Origin of the sequence: Stenomitos frigidus ULC18 (assembly GCF_003003795.1) — a bacterium.
In the GTDB taxonomy this organism is placed as follows: Bacteria; Cyanobacteriota; Cyanobacteriia; order Leptolyngbyales; family Leptolyngbyaceae; genus Stenomitos; species Stenomitos frigidus_A.
The window spans coordinates 1-17,727 of record NZ_PVWK01000094.1 but is presented as its reverse complement, the minus strand read 5'-3'; the positions used below and the strand labels follow the sequence as shown (position 1 = coordinate 17,727).

General features: G+C 51.5%; 17 protein-coding genes. 9 read left to right on the top strand and 8 right to left on the bottom strand.

The genetic code is table 11. The features are described from left to right. The first annotated feature begins 282 nt into the window (after window positions 1–282). Window positions 283–630, top strand: a complete 348-nt coding sequence (gene petJ / locus C7B82_RS16660) for a cytochrome c6 PetJ (RefSeq protein WP_106257412.1) — start codon at window positions 283–285, stop codon at window positions 628–630. Window positions 631–633: 3 nt separating this feature from the next. Further along, entirely contained in the window at window positions 634–1,860 is a 1,227-nt protein-coding gene (locus tag C7B82_RS16655) for an urease accessory protein UreH domain-containing protein (RefSeq protein ID WP_106257411.1), read from the top strand. 65 nt (window positions 1,861–1,925) lie between these two features. Here C7B82_RS16655 and C7B82_RS16650 read toward each other — a convergent pair whose 3' ends face one another. The 4 genes from C7B82_RS16650 to C7B82_RS16635 all read right to left on the bottom strand — a co-directional run bounded on the left by C7B82_RS16650 (window position 1,926) and on the right by C7B82_RS16635 (window position 7,356). Continuing rightward, a complete protein-coding gene (locus C7B82_RS16650) occupies window positions 1,926–2,369 on the bottom strand; it encodes a hypothetical protein (RefSeq protein WP_106257410.1) in 444 nt (147 codons plus the stop codon). Window positions 2,370–2,564: 195 nt separating this feature from the next. Then, a complete protein-coding gene (locus C7B82_RS16645; RefSeq protein WP_245939949.1) occupies window positions 2,565–4,808 on the bottom strand; it encodes a helix-hairpin-helix domain-containing protein in 2,244 nt (747 codons plus the stop codon). Between the two features lie 35 nt (window positions 4,809–4,843). Next, complete coding sequence (locus C7B82_RS16640) at window positions 4,844–5,632, bottom strand: hypothetical protein (RefSeq protein WP_146141177.1); 789 nt, start codon at window positions 5,630–5,632, stop codon at window positions 4,844–4,846. Window positions 5,633–6,285: 653 nt separating this feature from the next. Next, window positions 6,286–7,356, bottom strand: coding sequence for a hypothetical protein (locus tag C7B82_RS16635; protein WP_146141176.1), 1,071 nt, complete (start codon window positions 7,354–7,356; stop codon window positions 6,286–6,288). Between the two features lie 382 nt (window positions 7,357–7,738). Between C7B82_RS16635 and C7B82_RS16630 the strand changes: the two genes are divergently transcribed. Further along, the gene (locus C7B82_RS16630) at window positions 7,739–8,221 is read left to right on the top strand and encodes a hypothetical protein (protein ID WP_106257407.1); all 483 of its coding nucleotides are present in this window, start codon (window positions 7,739–7,741) and stop codon (window positions 8,219–8,221) included. A 294-nt stretch (window positions 8,222–8,515) separates the two neighbouring features. Beyond that, window positions 8,516–9,646, top strand: a complete 1,131-nt coding sequence (locus C7B82_RS16625) for a nucleotide-binding protein (protein ID WP_106257406.1) — start codon at window positions 8,516–8,518, stop codon at window positions 9,644–9,646. A 65-nt stretch (window positions 9,647–9,711) separates the two neighbouring features. Here the strand turns inward: C7B82_RS16625 and C7B82_RS16620 are convergent, their stop codons facing one another. Genes C7B82_RS16620 through C7B82_RS16610 form a run of 3 tightly spaced genes read right to left on the bottom strand, consistent with a single transcriptional unit; the run spans window position 9,712 to window position 11,799 of the window. After that, entirely contained in the window at window positions 9,712–9,957 is a 246-nt protein-coding gene (locus C7B82_RS16620; protein ID WP_146141175.1) for a hypothetical protein, read from the bottom strand. Window positions 9,958–9,985: 28 nt separating this feature from the next. Beyond that, window positions 9,986–10,819, bottom strand: coding sequence for an ABC transporter permease (locus tag C7B82_RS16615; protein ID WP_106257404.1), 834 nt, complete (start codon window positions 10,817–10,819; stop codon window positions 9,986–9,988). Beyond that, complete coding sequence (locus tag C7B82_RS16610) at window positions 10,816–11,799, bottom strand: ABC transporter ATP-binding protein (RefSeq protein WP_106257403.1); 984 nt, start codon at window positions 11,797–11,799, stop codon at window positions 10,816–10,818. The genes C7B82_RS16615 and C7B82_RS16610 overlap by 4 nt, the downstream gene beginning before the upstream one ends. A gap of 43 nt (window positions 11,800–11,842) precedes the next feature. Between C7B82_RS16610 and C7B82_RS16605 the strand changes: the two genes are divergently transcribed. Further along, window positions 11,843–12,937, top strand: coding sequence for a GNAT family N-acetyltransferase (locus C7B82_RS16605; protein ID WP_219904516.1), 1,095 nt, complete (start codon window positions 11,843–11,845; stop codon window positions 12,935–12,937). Window positions 12,938–13,199: 262 nt separating this feature from the next. Next, window positions 13,200–13,943 (top strand): SIMPL domain-containing protein, encoded by a 744-nt coding sequence (locus C7B82_RS16600; RefSeq protein WP_106257402.1) that lies wholly within the window; start codon window positions 13,200–13,202, stop codon window positions 13,941–13,943. Between the two features lie 49 nt (window positions 13,944–13,992). Here C7B82_RS16600 and C7B82_RS16595 read toward each other — a convergent pair whose 3' ends face one another. Beyond that, on the bottom strand, window positions 13,993–14,358 hold the full coding sequence (locus C7B82_RS16595; protein ID WP_106257401.1) for a single-stranded DNA-binding protein: 366 nt from the start codon (window positions 14,356–14,358) through the stop codon (window positions 13,993–13,995). A gap of 396 nt (window positions 14,359–14,754) precedes the next feature. On the opposite strand from C7B82_RS16595, the gene C7B82_RS16590 reads away from it, so the two are divergent. The 3 genes from C7B82_RS16590 (at window position 14,755) to mreD (ending at window position 17,261) form a co-directional block, all read left to right on the top strand. After that, window positions 14,755–15,792, top strand: coding sequence for a rod shape-determining protein (locus C7B82_RS16590; RefSeq protein WP_425443620.1), 1,038 nt, complete (start codon window positions 14,755–14,757; stop codon window positions 15,790–15,792). A gap of 117 nt (window positions 15,793–15,909) precedes the next feature. Continuing rightward, window positions 15,910–16,704: a rod shape-determining protein MreC gene (mreC, locus tag C7B82_RS16585; protein ID WP_106257399.1), complete on the top strand. Its 795-nt coding sequence runs from the start codon at window positions 15,910–15,912 to the stop codon at window positions 16,702–16,704. Next, on the top strand, window positions 16,701–17,261 hold the full coding sequence (gene mreD / locus C7B82_RS16580; protein WP_106257398.1) for a rod shape-determining protein MreD: 561 nt from the start codon (window positions 16,701–16,703) through the stop codon (window positions 17,259–17,261). The genes mreC and mreD overlap by 4 nt, the downstream gene beginning before the upstream one ends. Window positions 17,262–17,727 lie beyond the last annotated feature (466 nt).

Below are 17,727 nucleotides of genomic sequence, written 5' to 3'. Positions count from 1 at the left end.
ATTGTCTTTGATGAGTTTCTACCGCAATGGAATTACACGGCTAAACCAGAATTACAGGTTATTTAATCCACGTTCCTTAGCGATTAAGCTTGATCGCCTCTCACGTAGGAAGCATAAAGCTTGCGGCATAGCTCCGCTAAAGCTATGGCATTGTGTATCAACTCAACTGAGTGAGAGTGATCGATCGCCCTTGAGAACTTCGACAGCCTGTCTTTTGACGGCGTAACCCGTCAGGTGAACAATAGGGCTTGTCGATGCTTCGTTGTTACAAGGGAACCGAGTGTGAAAAAATTAATCTATAGTCTGCTAGCGATCGTGCTTTGCCTCACGTGCTTTGCCGCACCCGTACTGGCAGATGCTTCGACGGATCTCACTGCTAAAGGGGCGAAAGTCTTCAGCGCCAACTGTGCTGCCTGCCATCAGGGTGGCAATAATGTCGTTGCTGCTAACAAAAATCTGAAGTCAGCCGCTTTAAAGGAGTATGGGATGGACTCGACCGACGCGATCATCACTCAGGTTACCAACGGTAAAGGCGCGATGCCGTCCTTCAAAGGTCGCTTGAAAGAAGAGGACATCAAAGCAGTCGCCGCTTATGTGTTAGACCAGTCAGCAAAGGATTGGAAAAAGTGATTAATGGCTGATTTGTTGCTGGTGATGTTGCTGGGGCTGCTGGGCAGTTTTGGGCATTGTGTGGGCATGTGTGGCCCACTCACTGCTGCGTTTGCCCTTTCACAGCAAGCGTCTCAGCCATCCTGGCAGCAGCGCCTTGCGTTTCACGGGCTGTTAAACCTGGGGCGCATTGTCAGCTATGCGCTAGTCGGTGCAGGTATTGGAGCACTGGGTTCGGTGCTCGTAGCAGGGGGGCAACTGGCAGGGATTGGCAGTGGGTTACGGCAAGGACTGTCGATCGCCACCGGACTCCTGCTGATCTGGATGGGGCTAACGCAGATCAACCCCAAACTTTTGCCGGGTATCCCATTGCTCCATCCCATTCTCCAAGGTGGCTTTCATGAGGGTCTGAGCGCTGGCATGATGAAGCTTTCTAATGATGCTCGCTGGTGGACTCCTGCACTACTTGGCATGACGTGGGGACTCATTCCCTGCGGTTTTTTGTATACGGCACAGGTTAAAGCAGCGGAAACAGGCAATCTGTGGCACGGCACGGCAACGATGCTGGCGTTTGGCCTGGGTACGGTGCCCTCCATGTTGGGAATTGGGCTTTCGACCTCGCTCTTGAGCCGCGATCGCCGGAGCCAACTGTTTCGCATGGGTGGTTGGGTGACGCTGACGATCGGCATTCTCACCCTCCTCCGCACCGACGCAATGGTGGACTATACTGGGCACGCTGCCATTTTGTGCCTCATGCTGGCGCTGCTTGCTCGTCCTATCAGCCGTTTGTGGCCGTTTCCCTTACGCTATCGACGAGTTTTAGGTGTAGGCGCGTATATCCTCTCGCTGGCGCACACGGGACACATGCTTGATCACACCTTTGAGTGGGATCTTCAGGGCTTGCCGTTTTTGCCGATCGAGCAGCAAGTCGGGCTCTGGGCAGGTATCATTGCGATCGGTCTCATGACTCCCGTAGCCCTTACCAGTTTTGACTGGATGGTTAAGACTCTAGGGCAGTATTGGCGATACATTCATCTGCTTAGTGTGCCAGCCTTAATACTTTGCGTTGCCCACACAGTCATCATTGGCTCCCATTACCTCGGCGCAACCCAATGGACAACTGCGAACAAAGTGCTATCCGGCTGTGTTGTAGCGGCGACAGTAGGAGTTTTATGCATGAGGCCATCATGGCTCTGGTCGATACCTTTTTTGAAGCCATTTCACGTCTCACCCATACGCACCAAAGATTGAGTCACAGGTCTAGAGAGTGGTCAGCAACTAGCCTCACTTTATGACAGGTCTAGCGATATTTAGCACTACCGTCCGCCAACTGTAACGCTGTAAGTGAATTGAAAGGGCCTAAAACTTGCTGGTGCTTTAGCCGTGCCACTGAGGCGTAATTCATACTCCCCTGCTTTAGGAAACACAATATCGGCACCCGGAACGCCTTTATACTGGGCTGCATTCACCGCTTTGAGAGCAGGCTTTAGGAGTGGTGAAGCATTGCTAGCACGGGGCACGCTATAAACCGCTAACTGGCAATTGCACTGAGACAACGGAATCGTGCTGCCACCTTTGCGCGTTAGCCCAAACCAGGCTTGAGACGGTACACCTGCTCTAGGGTTGTGGTTCGGCTCAATGTGAAAGTTTGCCGCCACATCACCAGAAACTTTCACTGTATGTGCCAGGATGGGCGTTGCCACAAGCACAGGGATTACGACCCAACAGATCGCCCGACAAAACGTACCAAGACGAGACATAAAACAAAATCGTAACTACTCGCTCATTCTTGGCTAGCACGACAGTACTTGTCAAAAGACAACCTGTCGAAGCGTGGAGAGGCTGAGGGCAGAAGGCTAAAAGCTGAGGGCTAAAAGCTGAGGGCTAAAGGCTGAATTCAAAACTCAAAACTCAATCAAAACTCAAAACTCAATCAAAACTCCCTCTTCCCTTCCCTACTTAAAGTAGATCAACAGATTCAGCCCAGGAATCGTACGAGAGAGTGTCCATAACAGCAGAGCGATGTAGAGAATGCCCAGGCTCCACTGGTACCAAACGATCGCGGTAATCAGTCCAGGGAGATGTTCATCGCGTAGGCGGATGTCGTTGAAGCCAAACTTGAGAAAGTTATTGAGGCTGAAGTCGAAGTAGTTGAGCCAGCTCCAGCGGCGATCCCAAAGTAGTGGAATATAGCGTTCGCGAAACATCTCGAAGCGAGGGATGGTGGGCAAGCGTCCAATGAGAATGCGCAGTTGTCGCAGCGAACCTTCTTCGGTGAAATAGCTCACATCCATCAGGGGATGGTAGCGCCCCGTTTTGTAAAGCCGAATGGTCAGTAAAGCGGGAACAGGAATAATCAGTGCCCCAATGCTGGCGATCGTGAGCCAGGGGCGATCGGCGGCACGAAAGATCGAGATCAGTCCCCATAGAGACAGTGCGCTAAACAGGGTTAAGACCCAAACCGTTTCAGAAAGCGTTGGGAGGATGGGTTTAGGTGTGACGCGTCGCCACCGATCGACCAACCAGAACAACACCCCAAAGTAAGCGCTAGCAACCAACCCCACGCCAAAAATCAGCCAAAAATCAGTGCCATAGCGCGTGAGAAGTAACAGTTGGCTCAAGCCCAACCAACTCAGACCCGCAGAAAGCCGATTGAGTGCTTCCAAGCTCGGTGCAGCCGCTTCTTTAGCAATGATGCGATCGCGCACATTAATATAGGTTGCCAGATCAACGCTACCCACAATCAACAGATCAGCCGTGCTGCGAAAAGGCTGTAAGGTGCGGCGTTGAGCGATCGCCTCTGCCTGCGTTTTCGAAAAGCCAACGTTAACCAACTGAGCGACAGGCGCCGTATTAATGTTGATGCCGACTAGCTGCTGACGCAGTTCTCGGAGACGCAACCGCTCTCGCATATACTCCAGTTGATTGGCATCTGGAATTTGCTCCAATCGTCGAAAGTTGCGCACCAACTCTCGCAGTAGGTTTTCGTTGCCCTGCAGCGTTGGCACCGACAGTACGCGGCTAATCTGTCCGGGGTTGCCGATAATCTTGGCGCGATCGGAGTCAAAGCGTAACCCTGGCACATTCAGGTAGGCACCTTTGGCAAACCCGGTGTAGCCAAACTCGGCTCGATCCAGAATGGATGCACCGCGCAAATTCACCGGACGATTAAACTGCGCTTCCCGAAACAGTACCGTTTTCTCAAACACCGCATCCGTCAGAAAAAACGACTGGTTGAAGGTGTCTTTTGTAAAAATTGCCTGGTCTTGCCAGTGTGCCTGGGCAAAATCAGCATTGCCCAACCACTGCACCCTCATAAAATTAGTCGGCTGCTGAAACAACGCCTGGTTAAAGTTTGCCGTTGCCTGAAATTCGCTGTTCTGAAAGTTGACAGCGCCCCGCCACTGCGACTGGGTGAACTCCGTTTTTGCAAAGAAAATGCTGCTGCGAAACCGTGCTTCACGCTCAAACGTCGCTCCGGCAAAGCTGGCATTCTGGCTCAAACGGGCCTGCGACCAATCTGAAAGTTGGGCAAACTGCACACTCTGCGCTTCAACTCGGTTGAGAAAAAACGTATTGGTGAAGTCGGCTAACCCTGTGAAGCGCGTTTGAATCAGCTTCAGTGGCCCTCGGAAGACGGTAATTTGCAGGGGCGTTGGCGGAGTGCCCGCATCAGATGTCGAGAGCAACGACTGCGAAAGGGTGCTGAGGCGGGAAAGGAGCCGCCGATCGCGCTGCAATTGCGTTTGTTCAGCGGGTGTAAAAATTGGCGACAGCGACTGCCCATAAAGTGGTGCCCGTAAACCCAACTGGCTGATCTTAAACTCGCCTTGGATCTGTGAATAGCTGAGGTCAAGCCCCACTGGACTACCAGGACGCTGTAGCTGCCCCTGCACCAGACTGTAGAACTGATCCCGAAAGGCTGCGTTTTCGGGGCGCAAATCGATCGTCAGCCGACTCAAATCTAAAATGCGCACGCCATCACTCTGCAAAGGGGTTTTAAGCCGCTCTTGCAAAAGCTCCAGAGTGAGAGGAAACCGATCAGGCTGAGCGATCGCTGCCCACAGAGGCTGGGGCGAGGTAGTCAACGTTACCATTGCCCAAAGGATCAGCAACAGCAAAGAATAGAGAGGTTTGCGAGACACTGCGATCGCTCTGGAACTAGCTGCTACCAGACTATCGATGACTGTATGTTCCACCCCCGAAACCAGCTTTAATTTAATGACATCCAGGGTTATCTCAACCGCCGCTCTTCATAATGCACTTCAGGAGCCTGCTGAGACGGTAGTAAAAACTTCCCGTAGCGCTTTGGTGGCTGTAAAGGGCGTCGTTGAGATCGCGCTGCCCGGATTAAGCGCGCTTGCCGCTGAGAACTGATTGCCAAAAAACGTAACAGTACGAACCCACCTGCAATGGTAGTGAGAACGCCTGCCAACAGCCATACAAAACCTGAGGCATAGTTGGTAGAGCGTCCGCCAAAGAGATCCTGTGCGTTTTGATTTTGAAGCTCTGCAGTGTTTGCCTTCAGCTGGGTTGTTAGGCTCTCGACAATCATTTGCTGATTCCGGAGCTGAGATTTAAGCTGCTCAGTTTCAATATGCTGTTTATCAAGCTGAGACTTAGACTGTTCAAAGTCGGCGCTCTGCTTGTCGAGTTGAGCCTTAATCTGTTTATTATCGGTACTTTGACTCTCCAACAGCGCTTTAAACTGATCAGAGTCAGTACCTTGCTTTTCTACTTTGGCTTTTAGCTGCTCACTATCTGAGATTTGTTTCTCTAACTGAGCTTTTAACTGATCCGCTTCCTTTTTCTGTTGCTCGGCATTGTAGACCGCAAGGGGATCAGATGTTGATGGTTGAGGGAGCTGAGAAACAGTCACCGTAGGCATATCGGATGGTGTGGGCGTTGGTATAACCTTACCGCCCAAAAAGCCTGCGGATCCTGGAGCCTCACCCCTCAGCAGCAAAAATGCTAAAAGTCCGGCAAATACAGTCCCACCTAAAAATGCCGTAGTGCCACTCACACTTTCTAACCTAGATTACGACAACTCCCAAAGCTGATTGTAGCCTGTACAAACCTTTTAGCAATACTTTTGCATGGAGTGTTAGCGTTTTTAGCAGAAATTTTCTTAGTAAGCTCTTCTAAAACAAACAATCAGTTCAATCTAAATTTACAACAAGGTGCTGTAATTTCAACATTCAGTTTGATCAATGGCTAAAGACTTCACTTCATCTTCAAATCTGAATCTTTAGAAAAATTCTCGGAGAGATTTAATCGACCTTTCCCCAACATGACAGGTTGCTTTCAGGCATGTAATAGACGTCGCTCGTTAGCAGCTGTACACCAGGCTATAGATGCGCTTTCGCTCTAAACTCCAGCCCTAGCGTCAGACCTAATCTTGCTAGACTGGCAGTAGTAGGTCCATTCTTAACTGACCGTTTGTGATGTTAGGAAGACCTCACACATTGGTCACTTTTATCATCAAGGGTCAGGAACCTTAAGAGCAAAGTTTTGCATAGGAAAGGGGGGGCTTACCCCTCTTGACGATAAATGATTCAAACCCGTCAAGCCTGTATACAAACCCTAACTGCGCGATCGATGACTTTACTGCATCGCCTCTGAGTCTGTGCTGGAATCAGGCCACAGCTCAATCGCCATCGGTTACTGTAATGGATATCAGAAAGTGGAGCCGTTTGCGAAACCGCGATCGTAAGCAGGGTCATAACCAGGAGGAACCTGTCGCTGCTGTTGAAGCTTGGCATCCCAGTAGCCAGCATCCCACCAAAGATAGTCCGATCGCTGGTGGCTGAAGGCGTAAGGGTTCACAATCTCTGGCTGCAGCTTGAGTAAGTTAAGCGCGCGCTGGCTGTCCTGTAGCCCCGCCACCTGCTGCTGCACCATCGCCATAGCACGGGCGATCGCCAGCAACCGACGTTCCTGGTCATGCCGAATGCTGGTTTCAATGTTGCCCAACCCAGGCGCGTCCCACCGCTTTTTTTGAGGGCTCCAGTAGCTCCACACCCGTGCTTCGAGAATGGCATCCTGCCCGTTGAAGCCCTTTTGCTTGGCTTGTGACAGGCGATCGATATAGCCCTGATCGCTCAAGGCAGCGAGTGGTGCTTGATTAGCCAGATCAATACCATTGAGTTGCTCTGCCAGAGTCATCTGGAGTTTAGCCACTGCGGCGCGTCGCAGCAAGACCGCATGTTGCGACTGCAAGCGCTGTAACTGGCGATCGTCAGCGGCTTCCGGTGTCGAGCAATTGTAGCGAGCCTCTCGACAGTGCTGAAAGGAGAAGCTACCCAGATTCCACGCTCCGTTACCAGGATCTTTGTGACCGTAGTAGGCGCGAGTCTTTCTACCATCTGGAGTGCGCGTGCCTTCGGCATGACCCACCGTACGTGCCACCAGCGAATCGGAACCGCCAGCGAAGAGAGTCTGTCGTGTCTGAAACGGATGGTTACGCGAGGCCTCCACGACAGGTTGCTTGAGCGTGGGCGCACCTTTGACAGCAGGCTGCATACGTTTATCAAAATCCGCTTTCCACGCAGGCAGGCAGGCGACAAGCAGCAGCGCCATACCCACCCATCCAGCGTGAATCAGCAAAACCAGTTCAGCCGCTTCCCGCGATCGTCTACCTCTTTGCAGTGCTGGCGGTGGTATTGGCGATCGCAATGTCTTTGCCACCGGAGCACGGTAGCGTGGCAATGGCTTGGCGAGGGCAGCTTGGGCGGACGGCTTTCTCAAAACAAGACTCTCAAAGCGACAAGCTCGATTCGTAGGACAGCGATGCATAGGACGACTGTTCTACCGTATTCTACCCTGCCCGCTCAGCGAACCAGACCCTTCGCTTAGATCGGTTGGCTAGCGGTCGATCGCAGGTTTCCTTCCAGTCACATCCTCATTTTCTTGGGCTGGTAGCGTGCTAGAGCCTTTAAGGCATGATCAATCATCAAACTGGTTGTCCAGTCAGGTGATGCAAGGGTCATGCGATCGGGTGAATGTGGCTAGCCTGCGGTTGTATTTTGCGGAACGCAGTCAATTCAGGTAGAGGCATAAAAAGTAGCCTACTTAACCATTCCTTTTGCAAGTAGCCGATTTAAACACCTCACACACAAGGAGACTTTCTATGCTGCATCACTTTTCCATTGCTGCCGAAAACCCCAGTCGCGTCGCTCATGCTCTAGCAGAAGTTTTGCATGGCGAGTGTGCTCCTTTTCCGCCTTGCCCTGGAAGCTTCATGGCGATCGCGCTAGACAACTATGGCACGATGATCGAGGTCTATCCTGCCGAAACCGAACTGATGCCAGGTTTTGGTACTGAACAGGTCACCTTTTCCAGCAATGCGTTTGCATCGCCCTTTAGTGCGACACACGTTGCCATTTCAGTGCCTACTAGCCAGCAGAAAATCGAGCAGATCGCGGCACGGGAGGGCTGGCGCGCCGTGCGTTGCAACCGTGATAGCTACTTTGACGTGATCGAATTTTGGGTCGAAAATAAACTGATGATAGAGTTGCTAACGCCCCCTATGGCTGCCAAATATCTTGAGTTTATGCAGCCTCAAAACCTGGCAAAATTCCTTTCAGCACCTGAGGAACCTGTTTCAGTTTGATGCCCAGCCACTAGCAGCTATAGATGCAGACGATCGACTCACTTCTCCCATCGTTCGCCTCAGTGGCAATGGAGAAGCCCCAAACACGGCTCCATTGGCAGAACCATGATCAGCGGTTCACTCTGAGGCGTGGCTGACATTTGGTCGGAGGAGTGAGGTTTAGCATCGAGAAGTGAGGCGATCTCACGCACCGTTTGCTAGCTGGCTTTGACGATCGCGCTTTGTTCCTCGACAGGTTTGAGATAATCTCTAGTAGCGACTATCCCTACCTGACGTGCGATCGGTGCAACCCACATGCCACAGTTTGAGAAAGACTCCGATTTCAAGAAGGTCATCCAACAGCGCTTTGAGCAAGACGGTTGGACAGCAACCCTTGCCTTACCCAACACGATCGGCTATGACATTGAGCTGATCAGGGACAGCGAGTGCGTTGCTGTACAGGTCAAGCATCAGCGGGCAAAAGTCCACGCCGGTCAGCTAGAAAAATTTATCGACTTTCTAGAGCGACCGACTGGAGCAAAATTCACCCGAGGCTTTCTCATCTCGGCGTCAGGCTTCACACCGTCCGTCTTTACCTATATGCGGACAGAAGAAGTGGTGGATGTGGCGCTGGGCAGCTTCAAGGACGACAAATTGCTTTGGGAAGATGGCGATATTCCGCCACCGCCCAAGGCTCAACTCACCTACATTGGGGTCTTTACCTGCAAGGGTGGCGTCGGCAAAACGACGATTAGCGCTCATTTGGCAGGAGCCTTTGCGCTGAATGGCTACGATGTCGTGCTGATTGACCTCGATCGCCAAAGTAATTTGCGTAAGCTACTCGGCGATGGCGTGTATATTCCCGGACGACGAGGCGGACTGGGGGCAACTATTACCGTCCTCAACCACACCGAATGGCGCGAAGAAGACTACCCTGATACTCGCGTTGTCATTTGCGATTGCAGCCCAGAATACGATGCCAACCCAGAAGCCTTCATCGAGAAGTTCAACTTTTGCCTGATTCCAACAACACTAAATCCGTTAGGCATTAATAAAAACGCTGATGTGATTCGTCGCACCTTTGCAGCGATTCGACGCGTGAACATCACTGCTGAGCTGTTTGTTATCGTCAACAACTATCACAGCGACGAAGCCAGACGAAATGACGTGTTGAATCGCATTTTGAAGACCGAATTCGAGACCTTAATGGCAGATGATCCCCAGTGTCACTACATCGATCCCGAAACTGTTGCCATCCGGTTTAGCAAGCAACTGCTCTACTGGGGGTATCACATTGTCGAGAACGATAAACCTCAGCTAGCCTTTCGGGAAATTGGGGGGCGATCGCTCCCTCGCACCGATTTCCTGAAACTGCTCGACTACTTAGAAGGCCATACCAATATCGAAGCGGCAAAAGCGAAAGAGGCGGCGGCGGCTGTGGACTAAATGACTCTAAAGCAATGAGGATGGCTGTAGCAGACATGAGTCAGTGGTCAGTCGAACGCTAAAAACTATTCGTCAAGCGGTCGTTTGAAGATGTAGAGATAGGTCAGCGTGCGGATGCGGCTGAGTTCTCCACCGTGGGCTTCATCGATCGAATGCACAGCCGTTAACTCCCATCCTTGCTGCCCCAAAAAATCCAATCCTTCCGAAAGCCTGTAGTCCTGATTATTCAAAGTCAGGACTCTGTAGCCATTTTTACCCAGTTTCCCCCCAGCTTTGACGGAAGAGTACGCCTCAAGGTATTGCCACTTCATCGCTTGTGCTCTTTGCCCTTTACCCACTTCACGCGCCCATGCCCGAATACTGCTTTAACCCTTTATGCCATAGCCAACGGTAGATCGCGAAAAACACAGCGCTCCAGCCCAGCATCACCAGCAATCCCTGAACCAGGTTCACAGGCAAGCCAACGAGTAAACTGGCAGGGAAATGGATCAGGTAAGGGAACGGTGTCCAGAGCACGATCGCCCTCATCTGAGGTGGGTAGACTTCTAGCGGAGCCACCATGCCCGACAGAAAGAGGTAGAACAGGAACCAAAACTGCTCCAGAGCACTCGCACGTTCCGTCCAAAAGGCAAACATCGATAGCGTGTACTGCATCAAAAACCGCAGCGCAAACGCAAAGACAGCGGTTAGCAAAAACAAGAGAAAACCGCCCAGGCTGGGAATCCAGAATGATTGTGGATACAGCCAGAAAAAGAGCGCAATCAGCCCAAAGGCAAAGGGAAGACGGGCAAAACGTTCGGCAAAGTGAGAGAAAAAGTGGTGCCAGACGGGATCAAGCGGTTGCAATAGCCGAAACGATAGCTTGCCCTCGACGATCTCGCGCTCAAACTCCCAAATGACCCAAACAACAGTGAACTGACGCACGATGAAGGCAGACAGGAAGTAACGGGCGAAATCAACCGGGGTTAAGCCAAAGTTTCCTGTTTGCGCTGCCTGCATCCAAATGCCCATCAGAATAATCGGCAGCGAACCAGACAGCACCCACAGCAATAGTTCAGCGCGGTACTCCACCATATAAGCGTAGTAAACGGACGTCAGCGTGCGGGCAATATGAGCTAATCGCTTGCAACCCTTTCTGCCTACTGCCTCTTGCCTTCTGCCTTCTGTTTTCATGAAGCCACCCCCGATCGCAGCACCCGTCCAATCACTTCCTCGATCGGCGGTTCCGTGACCGATAAATCGATGACTTCTAGTTCAGACAGCAATTTAGCCACAGTGCGAGTGAGGCGCTCTTGCGGTACAAGGAATTTGGCGATCGTGCCCTCCACTGATTCCAGATCGCCATACAGAGAGAGCTTTTCAGCCGGATGAGGGCGCGCCAGTTCCACGTTGACTTCACGACACGGAGCAAAGCGATCGACCAAGCCATCCAGGCTGCCATCGTAAATCAACTGCCCTTCGTGGATCACCAGCACCCGCTGACAAAGCGCCGTGATGTCTGCCATGTAATGACTGGTCAAAAGCACCGTTGCCTGGTAGCGCTGATTGTATTCACGCAAAAACTCACGGACGCTGACTTGCGCATTTACATCCAGTCCCAGCGTCGGTTCGTCTAGAAACAGAACTTGGGGTTGATGAACCAATGCGGCCAACAGTTCAGCTTTCATGCGCTCACCGAGGGAGAGCTTGCGGACAGGTTGGTTCAGCTTGCCGTGTAAGGAAAGCATTTCCGTGAGTTCCCCAACACGGGTTTTGAAGTCGCGATCGCTGATTCCATACACCGCTGCGTTAATTCGCAATGAATCCAGTGCCGGTAAATCCCAAATCAACTGTTGCTTCTGCCCCATTACCAGCGTGATCTTCTGCAAAAAAGCAGACTTGCGCTGAAACGGGACATACCCAGCGACATTGATGCGTCCTTCAGACGGATGGATCAGTCCAGTCAACATCTTCAGCGTCGTTGTTTTGCCCGCTCCATTTGCACCCAGAAAGCCAACCACTTCGCCTGGCTCAATGGAGAACGAGATCGTTTGGACTGCTTTGACTTGGCGATACGTCCGTTTGAAAAAGTGCAGTGCAGTGCCTTTCAGTCCTGGTTCTTTCACCGCAACGGGATACATCTTGCTCAGGTTCTCAGCCAGAATGACAGACATTTTTTGCTCTTGCTATGAAATTGAATGGACACACCGTGTAGTTATGCAACGCGCACGTCTGTCGCGCGATCGACACACCTTCTTTATAATCCCTTTCTTTATAGCCCTTGGACGCGATCGCCCTCAGTACCTTGTGGCTGAAATCAATGGAGTCCCCACCGTGGTTACCTTACTATCGACGAACATCATCATGCATCCCTACGCAGATGAAACAGATTTACCTGCGATCGCGCATTTGATTAACGCCTGCGAAGCCTTTGACAAGGTGGATAGCAGCACTTCAGTTGATGCATTGCGCCAGGAATTTGCTCACCCTGATTTAGACACTGCTCGTAACGTGTGTCTTTGGCGAAAAAATGACGGAACGCTAGTGGGTTTGAGCGCGTTAGCAATTTCTCGGTCCACCGAAACGTCTAGCGGCTGCCTCAATTTCCACGTTCATCCAGGCAGCCGTGGTACCAGCATCGAAACCCAGATGGTTACTTGGGGTGAGCAACAGTTGCGTGCTGTTGGAGAAAAGAGTGGCAGGCCCCTGCAATTGCAAGCAGTCTCCCGTGTGAGACAGGGCGATCGTCCTGTTCTTCTAGAGCGACATGGCTTTATCGCCGATCGCTACTTTGTGCAGATGTCGCGATCGCTGGCAGAACCGATCCCCATGCCCGAATTCCCAGCTGGCTTTGCATTGCGCTACATCGAAGGTGATCATGAAGCAGCAGACTGGGTGGCGATGTTCAACGAAACGTTCATCGATCATGGAAACCACCACCCTATGACCGTTGAGCAGTTCTCCTATGGCAAAGATCCCGCTTACAATCCGACGCTAGATTTGATTGCGATCGCCCCTGACAGAACCTTTGCAGCCTTTTGCAACGCCTCCTGCCGCGAAGATAATCGTCGTAGTGGTCGCAACAAAGGCACCATCACCCTGCTAGGAACTCGTCGTGGCTTTCGCAAACAGGGTCTTGGCCGCGCCATGCTGCTCTCTGGCTTACAGCGGTTAAAGGCGATCGGCGCTGAGACAGCCCTTCTGCGCGTAGACTCCGACAATCCCTTTGGGGCATCGCGGTTATACACATCAGTTGGCTTCAGTAAACTCCATACGACCGTCGTTTACACGAAAGAAGTGAGGCATAGGTGAGGGGTGAGTGGGAAGCAGGAGACGTTTAGCCTTCAGCCTTCAGCCTTCAGCCTTTAGTCTTCAGCCTTTAGTCTTCAGCCTTTAGTCTTCAGCCTTTAGTCTTCAGCCTTTAGCCTTCAGCTTTTAGCCTTTAGCCCTCTGCCTTCCCTCCAACACAAGTTGCCAAAACTGTAACCAAACATACCTTCTTACGATTCGGTGGCAGAGTGGATACATTCAAACAATTTCACTTCATTGTTCTTTGTGAGGAGACCTTATCGTGATGCATGCAACCCCTTCGATCGTCAAAGCTGATTCCTGGAAGCGCCTTAAAACCTTGGTAATCAGTGCAGGGCTTTTAAGCCTTGCGTTCGCTAATCCAGTCTTGGCTCAAGAAAAAATGCTGCGAACGCTGACTGTAACTGGACGCGGTACAGAAATGGTAGCAACAACCATTACTCAGGTGCGCCTGGGTGTAGAAGCGCAAGGCAAAACAGCAAATGAGGTACAGCAAGAAGTCGCACGGCGATCGAATGCCGTAGTTAACTTGCTCAAGTCGCGCCAGGTAGACAAGCTGGAAACCACAGGGATTAATCTGAGCCCAACGTACCAATACGACAACGGCAAACAAACGCTGACTGGCTACGCTGCCAGCAATATTGTCAGCTTCCGCATCGCCACGCCAAAAGCAGGTGTACTGCTGGACGACGCTGTGAAAGCGGGTGCCTCGCGGATTGATGGCGTGAGCTTCGTCGCTACGGATGAAGCGATCGCGGCAACCCAAAAGGCTGCCTTACGCGAAGCAACCCAAGATGCACAGGCACAGGCTGATGCCGTGTTTAGTGCCCTCAGCCTGAGCAAAGGGCAGATTGTCAGCATTCAAGTGAACGGTGCCTCTGCGCCCCCACCGCGTCCATTGGAGGACGTGCAATCATTACGGGCATCTGTAGCTCCAAAAGCACCCAGCCCAGTTATTGGTGGCGAACAGGAGGTTCAGGCATCGGTAACACTGCAAATCAGCTACTAACCGTCTGTAGGGACGTCGCATGTAACGTCCCTACGACGCAACGGTCTTTCTAAAACTCGTCGTCGTAGCCACCGGAACTCGCACCAGCCTCGTTGTCGCGTTTTGACCCCAACAAATCCAGTCGCTCTACGCGAATGATCGGCTTGGAGCGATCGTCTCCGGTACTGCGGTCTTTCCAGGTATCAAATTTAAGTGCGCCAGTAACGCCAATTAGACTACCTTTGCGAACGTAGTTTGCAGCGACTTCAGCCGTTTTGCCCCAAAGTTCCAAATTAAACCAATCCGGTTGGTCACTATTGCGGGTTTTGCGGTTGACTGCCAACGTCAAACTGCACTTCACACTGCCAGATTCAAAATACTTGACATCTGGATCTCCACCAACACGACCGACAAGGGTGACAGCGTTCAGACTCATAGTGTTTCTGTTAGTTTTCTGTGTGAATTAGGGTGAATAAAGGCTTAGCTATCCAACTCTATTCTAAGGTTGGCCTGCAAACCGTTGATTGGTACAAATGTATTTTAGCAGCCAACGCTAACTGCAGAAATCGCTAGCGTTGACTTTAACAGTCGCCACGACAACCGTTTCAAAAGCAAGTTGCGTTTAGAATTCAGGTTGCGATCGCTATACAGTTGATGGCTTTTCCCTTTGAGCCAGCTCTGTGTGATCCTTTGAAACAAATCTACATGATTAAAGATGTTAGGCTCACTGGACGCACAGCTAAAAACATAATAAGATCCAACCTTGATTGCATCTATAGTTATACACGGCATCATAAGTCATCCGAACGTTATTTGAGAGGCATAGAGGCTAGTGGGACTTTTTAGTCGCTTTTCCCTTTCGCGGGACATGGGCATTGACCTTGGCACGGCAAACACGTTGGTTTATGTGTCGGGCAAAGGCATTGTCCTTCAAGAGCCATCCGTTGTCGCCATGGATCAAGATTCGAAACTGCCGCTGGCAGTCGGAGAAGATGCAAAGCGAATGCTTGGGCGGACCCCTGGCAATGTCATCGCACTTCGTCCTCTTCGCGATGGTGTCATCGCCGACTTTGATACTGCTGAGCTGATGCTTAAGCACTTTATTACACGGGTTCACGAAGGCAAAACGCTAGTATCGCCTCGCATCGTGATTGGTATACCCAGCGGTGTTACAGGCGTTGAGAGACGTGCAGTGATGGATGCGGCGTCTCAGGCAGGAGCCCGTGATGTTTACCTGATTGATGAGCCAGTAGCCGCCGCGATCGGCGCAGGCTTACCGGTTGCTGAACCAACGGGCAACATGATCATTGACATCGGCGGCGGCACCACAGAAGTCGCGGTGTTGAGCTTGCAGGGCACGGTGTTGAGCGAATCAGTTCGCGTTGCTGGCGATGAGCTGAGTGAAGCGATCGCGCAATACATGAAGAAAGTGCACAACCTGGTGATTGGTGAACGCACGTCTGAAGAAATCAAAATCACGATCGGTTCTGCGTACCCGGTTGATGATGACACTACGATGGAAGTCCGAGGCTTGCACTTGCTCTCTGGCTTGCCTCGTACTGTTGCAGTGAAGGCGCCCGAAATCCGTGAGAGCATGTCGGAGCCGCTGGCAGTGATTGTTGATGCTGTTAAGCGCACGCTGGAACGGACTCCACCTGAACTTGCAGCAGATATTATCGATCGCGGTATCATGCTGGCAGGTGGCGGTGCTCTTCTCAAGGGGATCGATACGCTGATTAGTCATGAGACCGGTATCGTCGTCCATGTGGCGGCTGACCCGTTAAGTTGCGTCGTCCTTGGGACTGGGCGCGTTCTGGAAAACTTCAAGCAACTGGAGCGAGTCTTCAGTGGCCGATCGCGCAATTTTTAGCGAATCAACAGTTGTCGAACAGCCTCACTGCTTCTAATCTATCCTGAGTCGTTCACATGCCTTCTGTATAATATTGCTGGATTCAGTTAACGCTCGCTTAACGCTTAAATTGCCTGCATGTATACTCTACGCCGCTGGTGGGATCGGCACCGGCTAAGAATTATCTTGGCGAGCATGGCTGTTAGCTCTGCTCTGCTCCTTCGGCAGACGCAAGCCACACCCTTGTTTGAAGCGTATCAACTGCTCTCCCATGTTTTTCAGCCGAATCTAGCCAAACAAACCCTGCTTGAGAATGCCCAGTTCCAAGAATTGCAGCAGCGACTCACTGAACTGGAAAGCCAAAATCAACGGCTAAGAGAGCTGTTAGGTTATGCTTCGGAAGCTAAGAAACCTGGCATTACAGCGCCTGTAGTTGGGCGGAGTGCCGACCATTGGTGGCAGCAACTCATCTTGGGGCGAGGCAGCAACGACAATGTCAGGGTTGGCTATGTAGTGATGGCTCCTGGTGGTGTGGTGGGTCGCGTTAGCAGCGTGACACCCAGTACTAGTCGAGTTCTGCTCTTGAGCGACCCCTCAAGCCGCATTGGCGTAACCATTAGTCGCAGCCGCTTTATGGGCTATATGCGGGGGCAATCAACCAGCCACGCCGTCATGGAGTTTTTTGATAAAGTGCCAGACGTCCGACGTGGTGATGTTGTCTCTACGTCAACCCTAAGCCAACTCTTTCCTCCTGGGATGCCTGTTGGACGGGTAGAGTCGGTCAATCTCAACAAAAGTCCTGCCCCTGAAGCAACGATCGAGCTTTCTGCTCCTGTTAGCTTTTTAGAGTGGGCGGTTATTTATCCCCATGATCAAACTGCACAACCCGTCACTGCACCTAGCTCAGAGCCCGTCCAGAAATCCGAGCAATGAAAAGTGAGTCGTTAGCTAGCACTTGGCGCGAAAGCCCAACCCAGCGGCTGGTGGTCAACTGCGCCGTGACGATCGGTTCGGTATTGCTATGTTTACTCATTTTACCGACCCGCTTACCTGGCATGGAGCTAGCTGGCATTGGGCCAAACTGGCTGCTCATTTGGGTCGTCGCCTGGAGCGTCAACCGAACTATGTTTCAAGGGGCACTGGCAGGGCTAGTGTTGGGTTTGATTCAAGACGGCATGACCGCTCCCGCACCAACCCATATTTTGAGCTTAATGGTGGTTGGTATTTTAACCGCACGCTTACGCAAGGGGCGTTACATTCAGGAAGACTTTATTTCAGTAGCGCTGATTGCCTTTGGTACTGCTGTGATCGCCGAAACAGTAATGGCGATTCAATATAGCTTTCAAGCCGATCGATCGCTGGTGGAAATTTGGACGTATCACCAGCTCATTGCTCTGAGTTCCGCTATCCTTAGTAGTCTATGGGCACCTGTGATCTACTTTCCGCTGAATCGCTGGTGGCAATGGATAGACAACCTGGAGAAAGAGTAGAGGTACAGCTATAGCCATACTGATTAGGACGGGGTGCAGGGGTGGAACCCCTCGCTGGGGGCACGCCCCCACTCACCCTTTGATCCCATCCTAAGCTTTGAGACAACAGCTATAAAGTCTGGCTACTGGTTTTACTGCAGAAATCAGATGTCAGAAAGCTGAAGGGCTATGCGTAAGACTTCTAGCTAGATATGTACTTGATTGAGCTGCAAATCCTTGTAGTTGATGATTAATGAGCATCCACTAGTGGCAGCAGGCGCGAGAACCAGTAAATGATTTCTGGGTCACAGTGGGTGGTTAGTCGTGCAATATCACTGGCAAGCTGATACGCCATCTCTGCTTTAGGGTGTTTGCTTAAACGTGCATGATGCAACAATGCCGTTTTTAAATTGGACTTTGGACAAATTTATAGGGCAGAGTAGCAGAGGAAGCAGCAATAGGCGATAAAGAGCAAATCAAACACGCT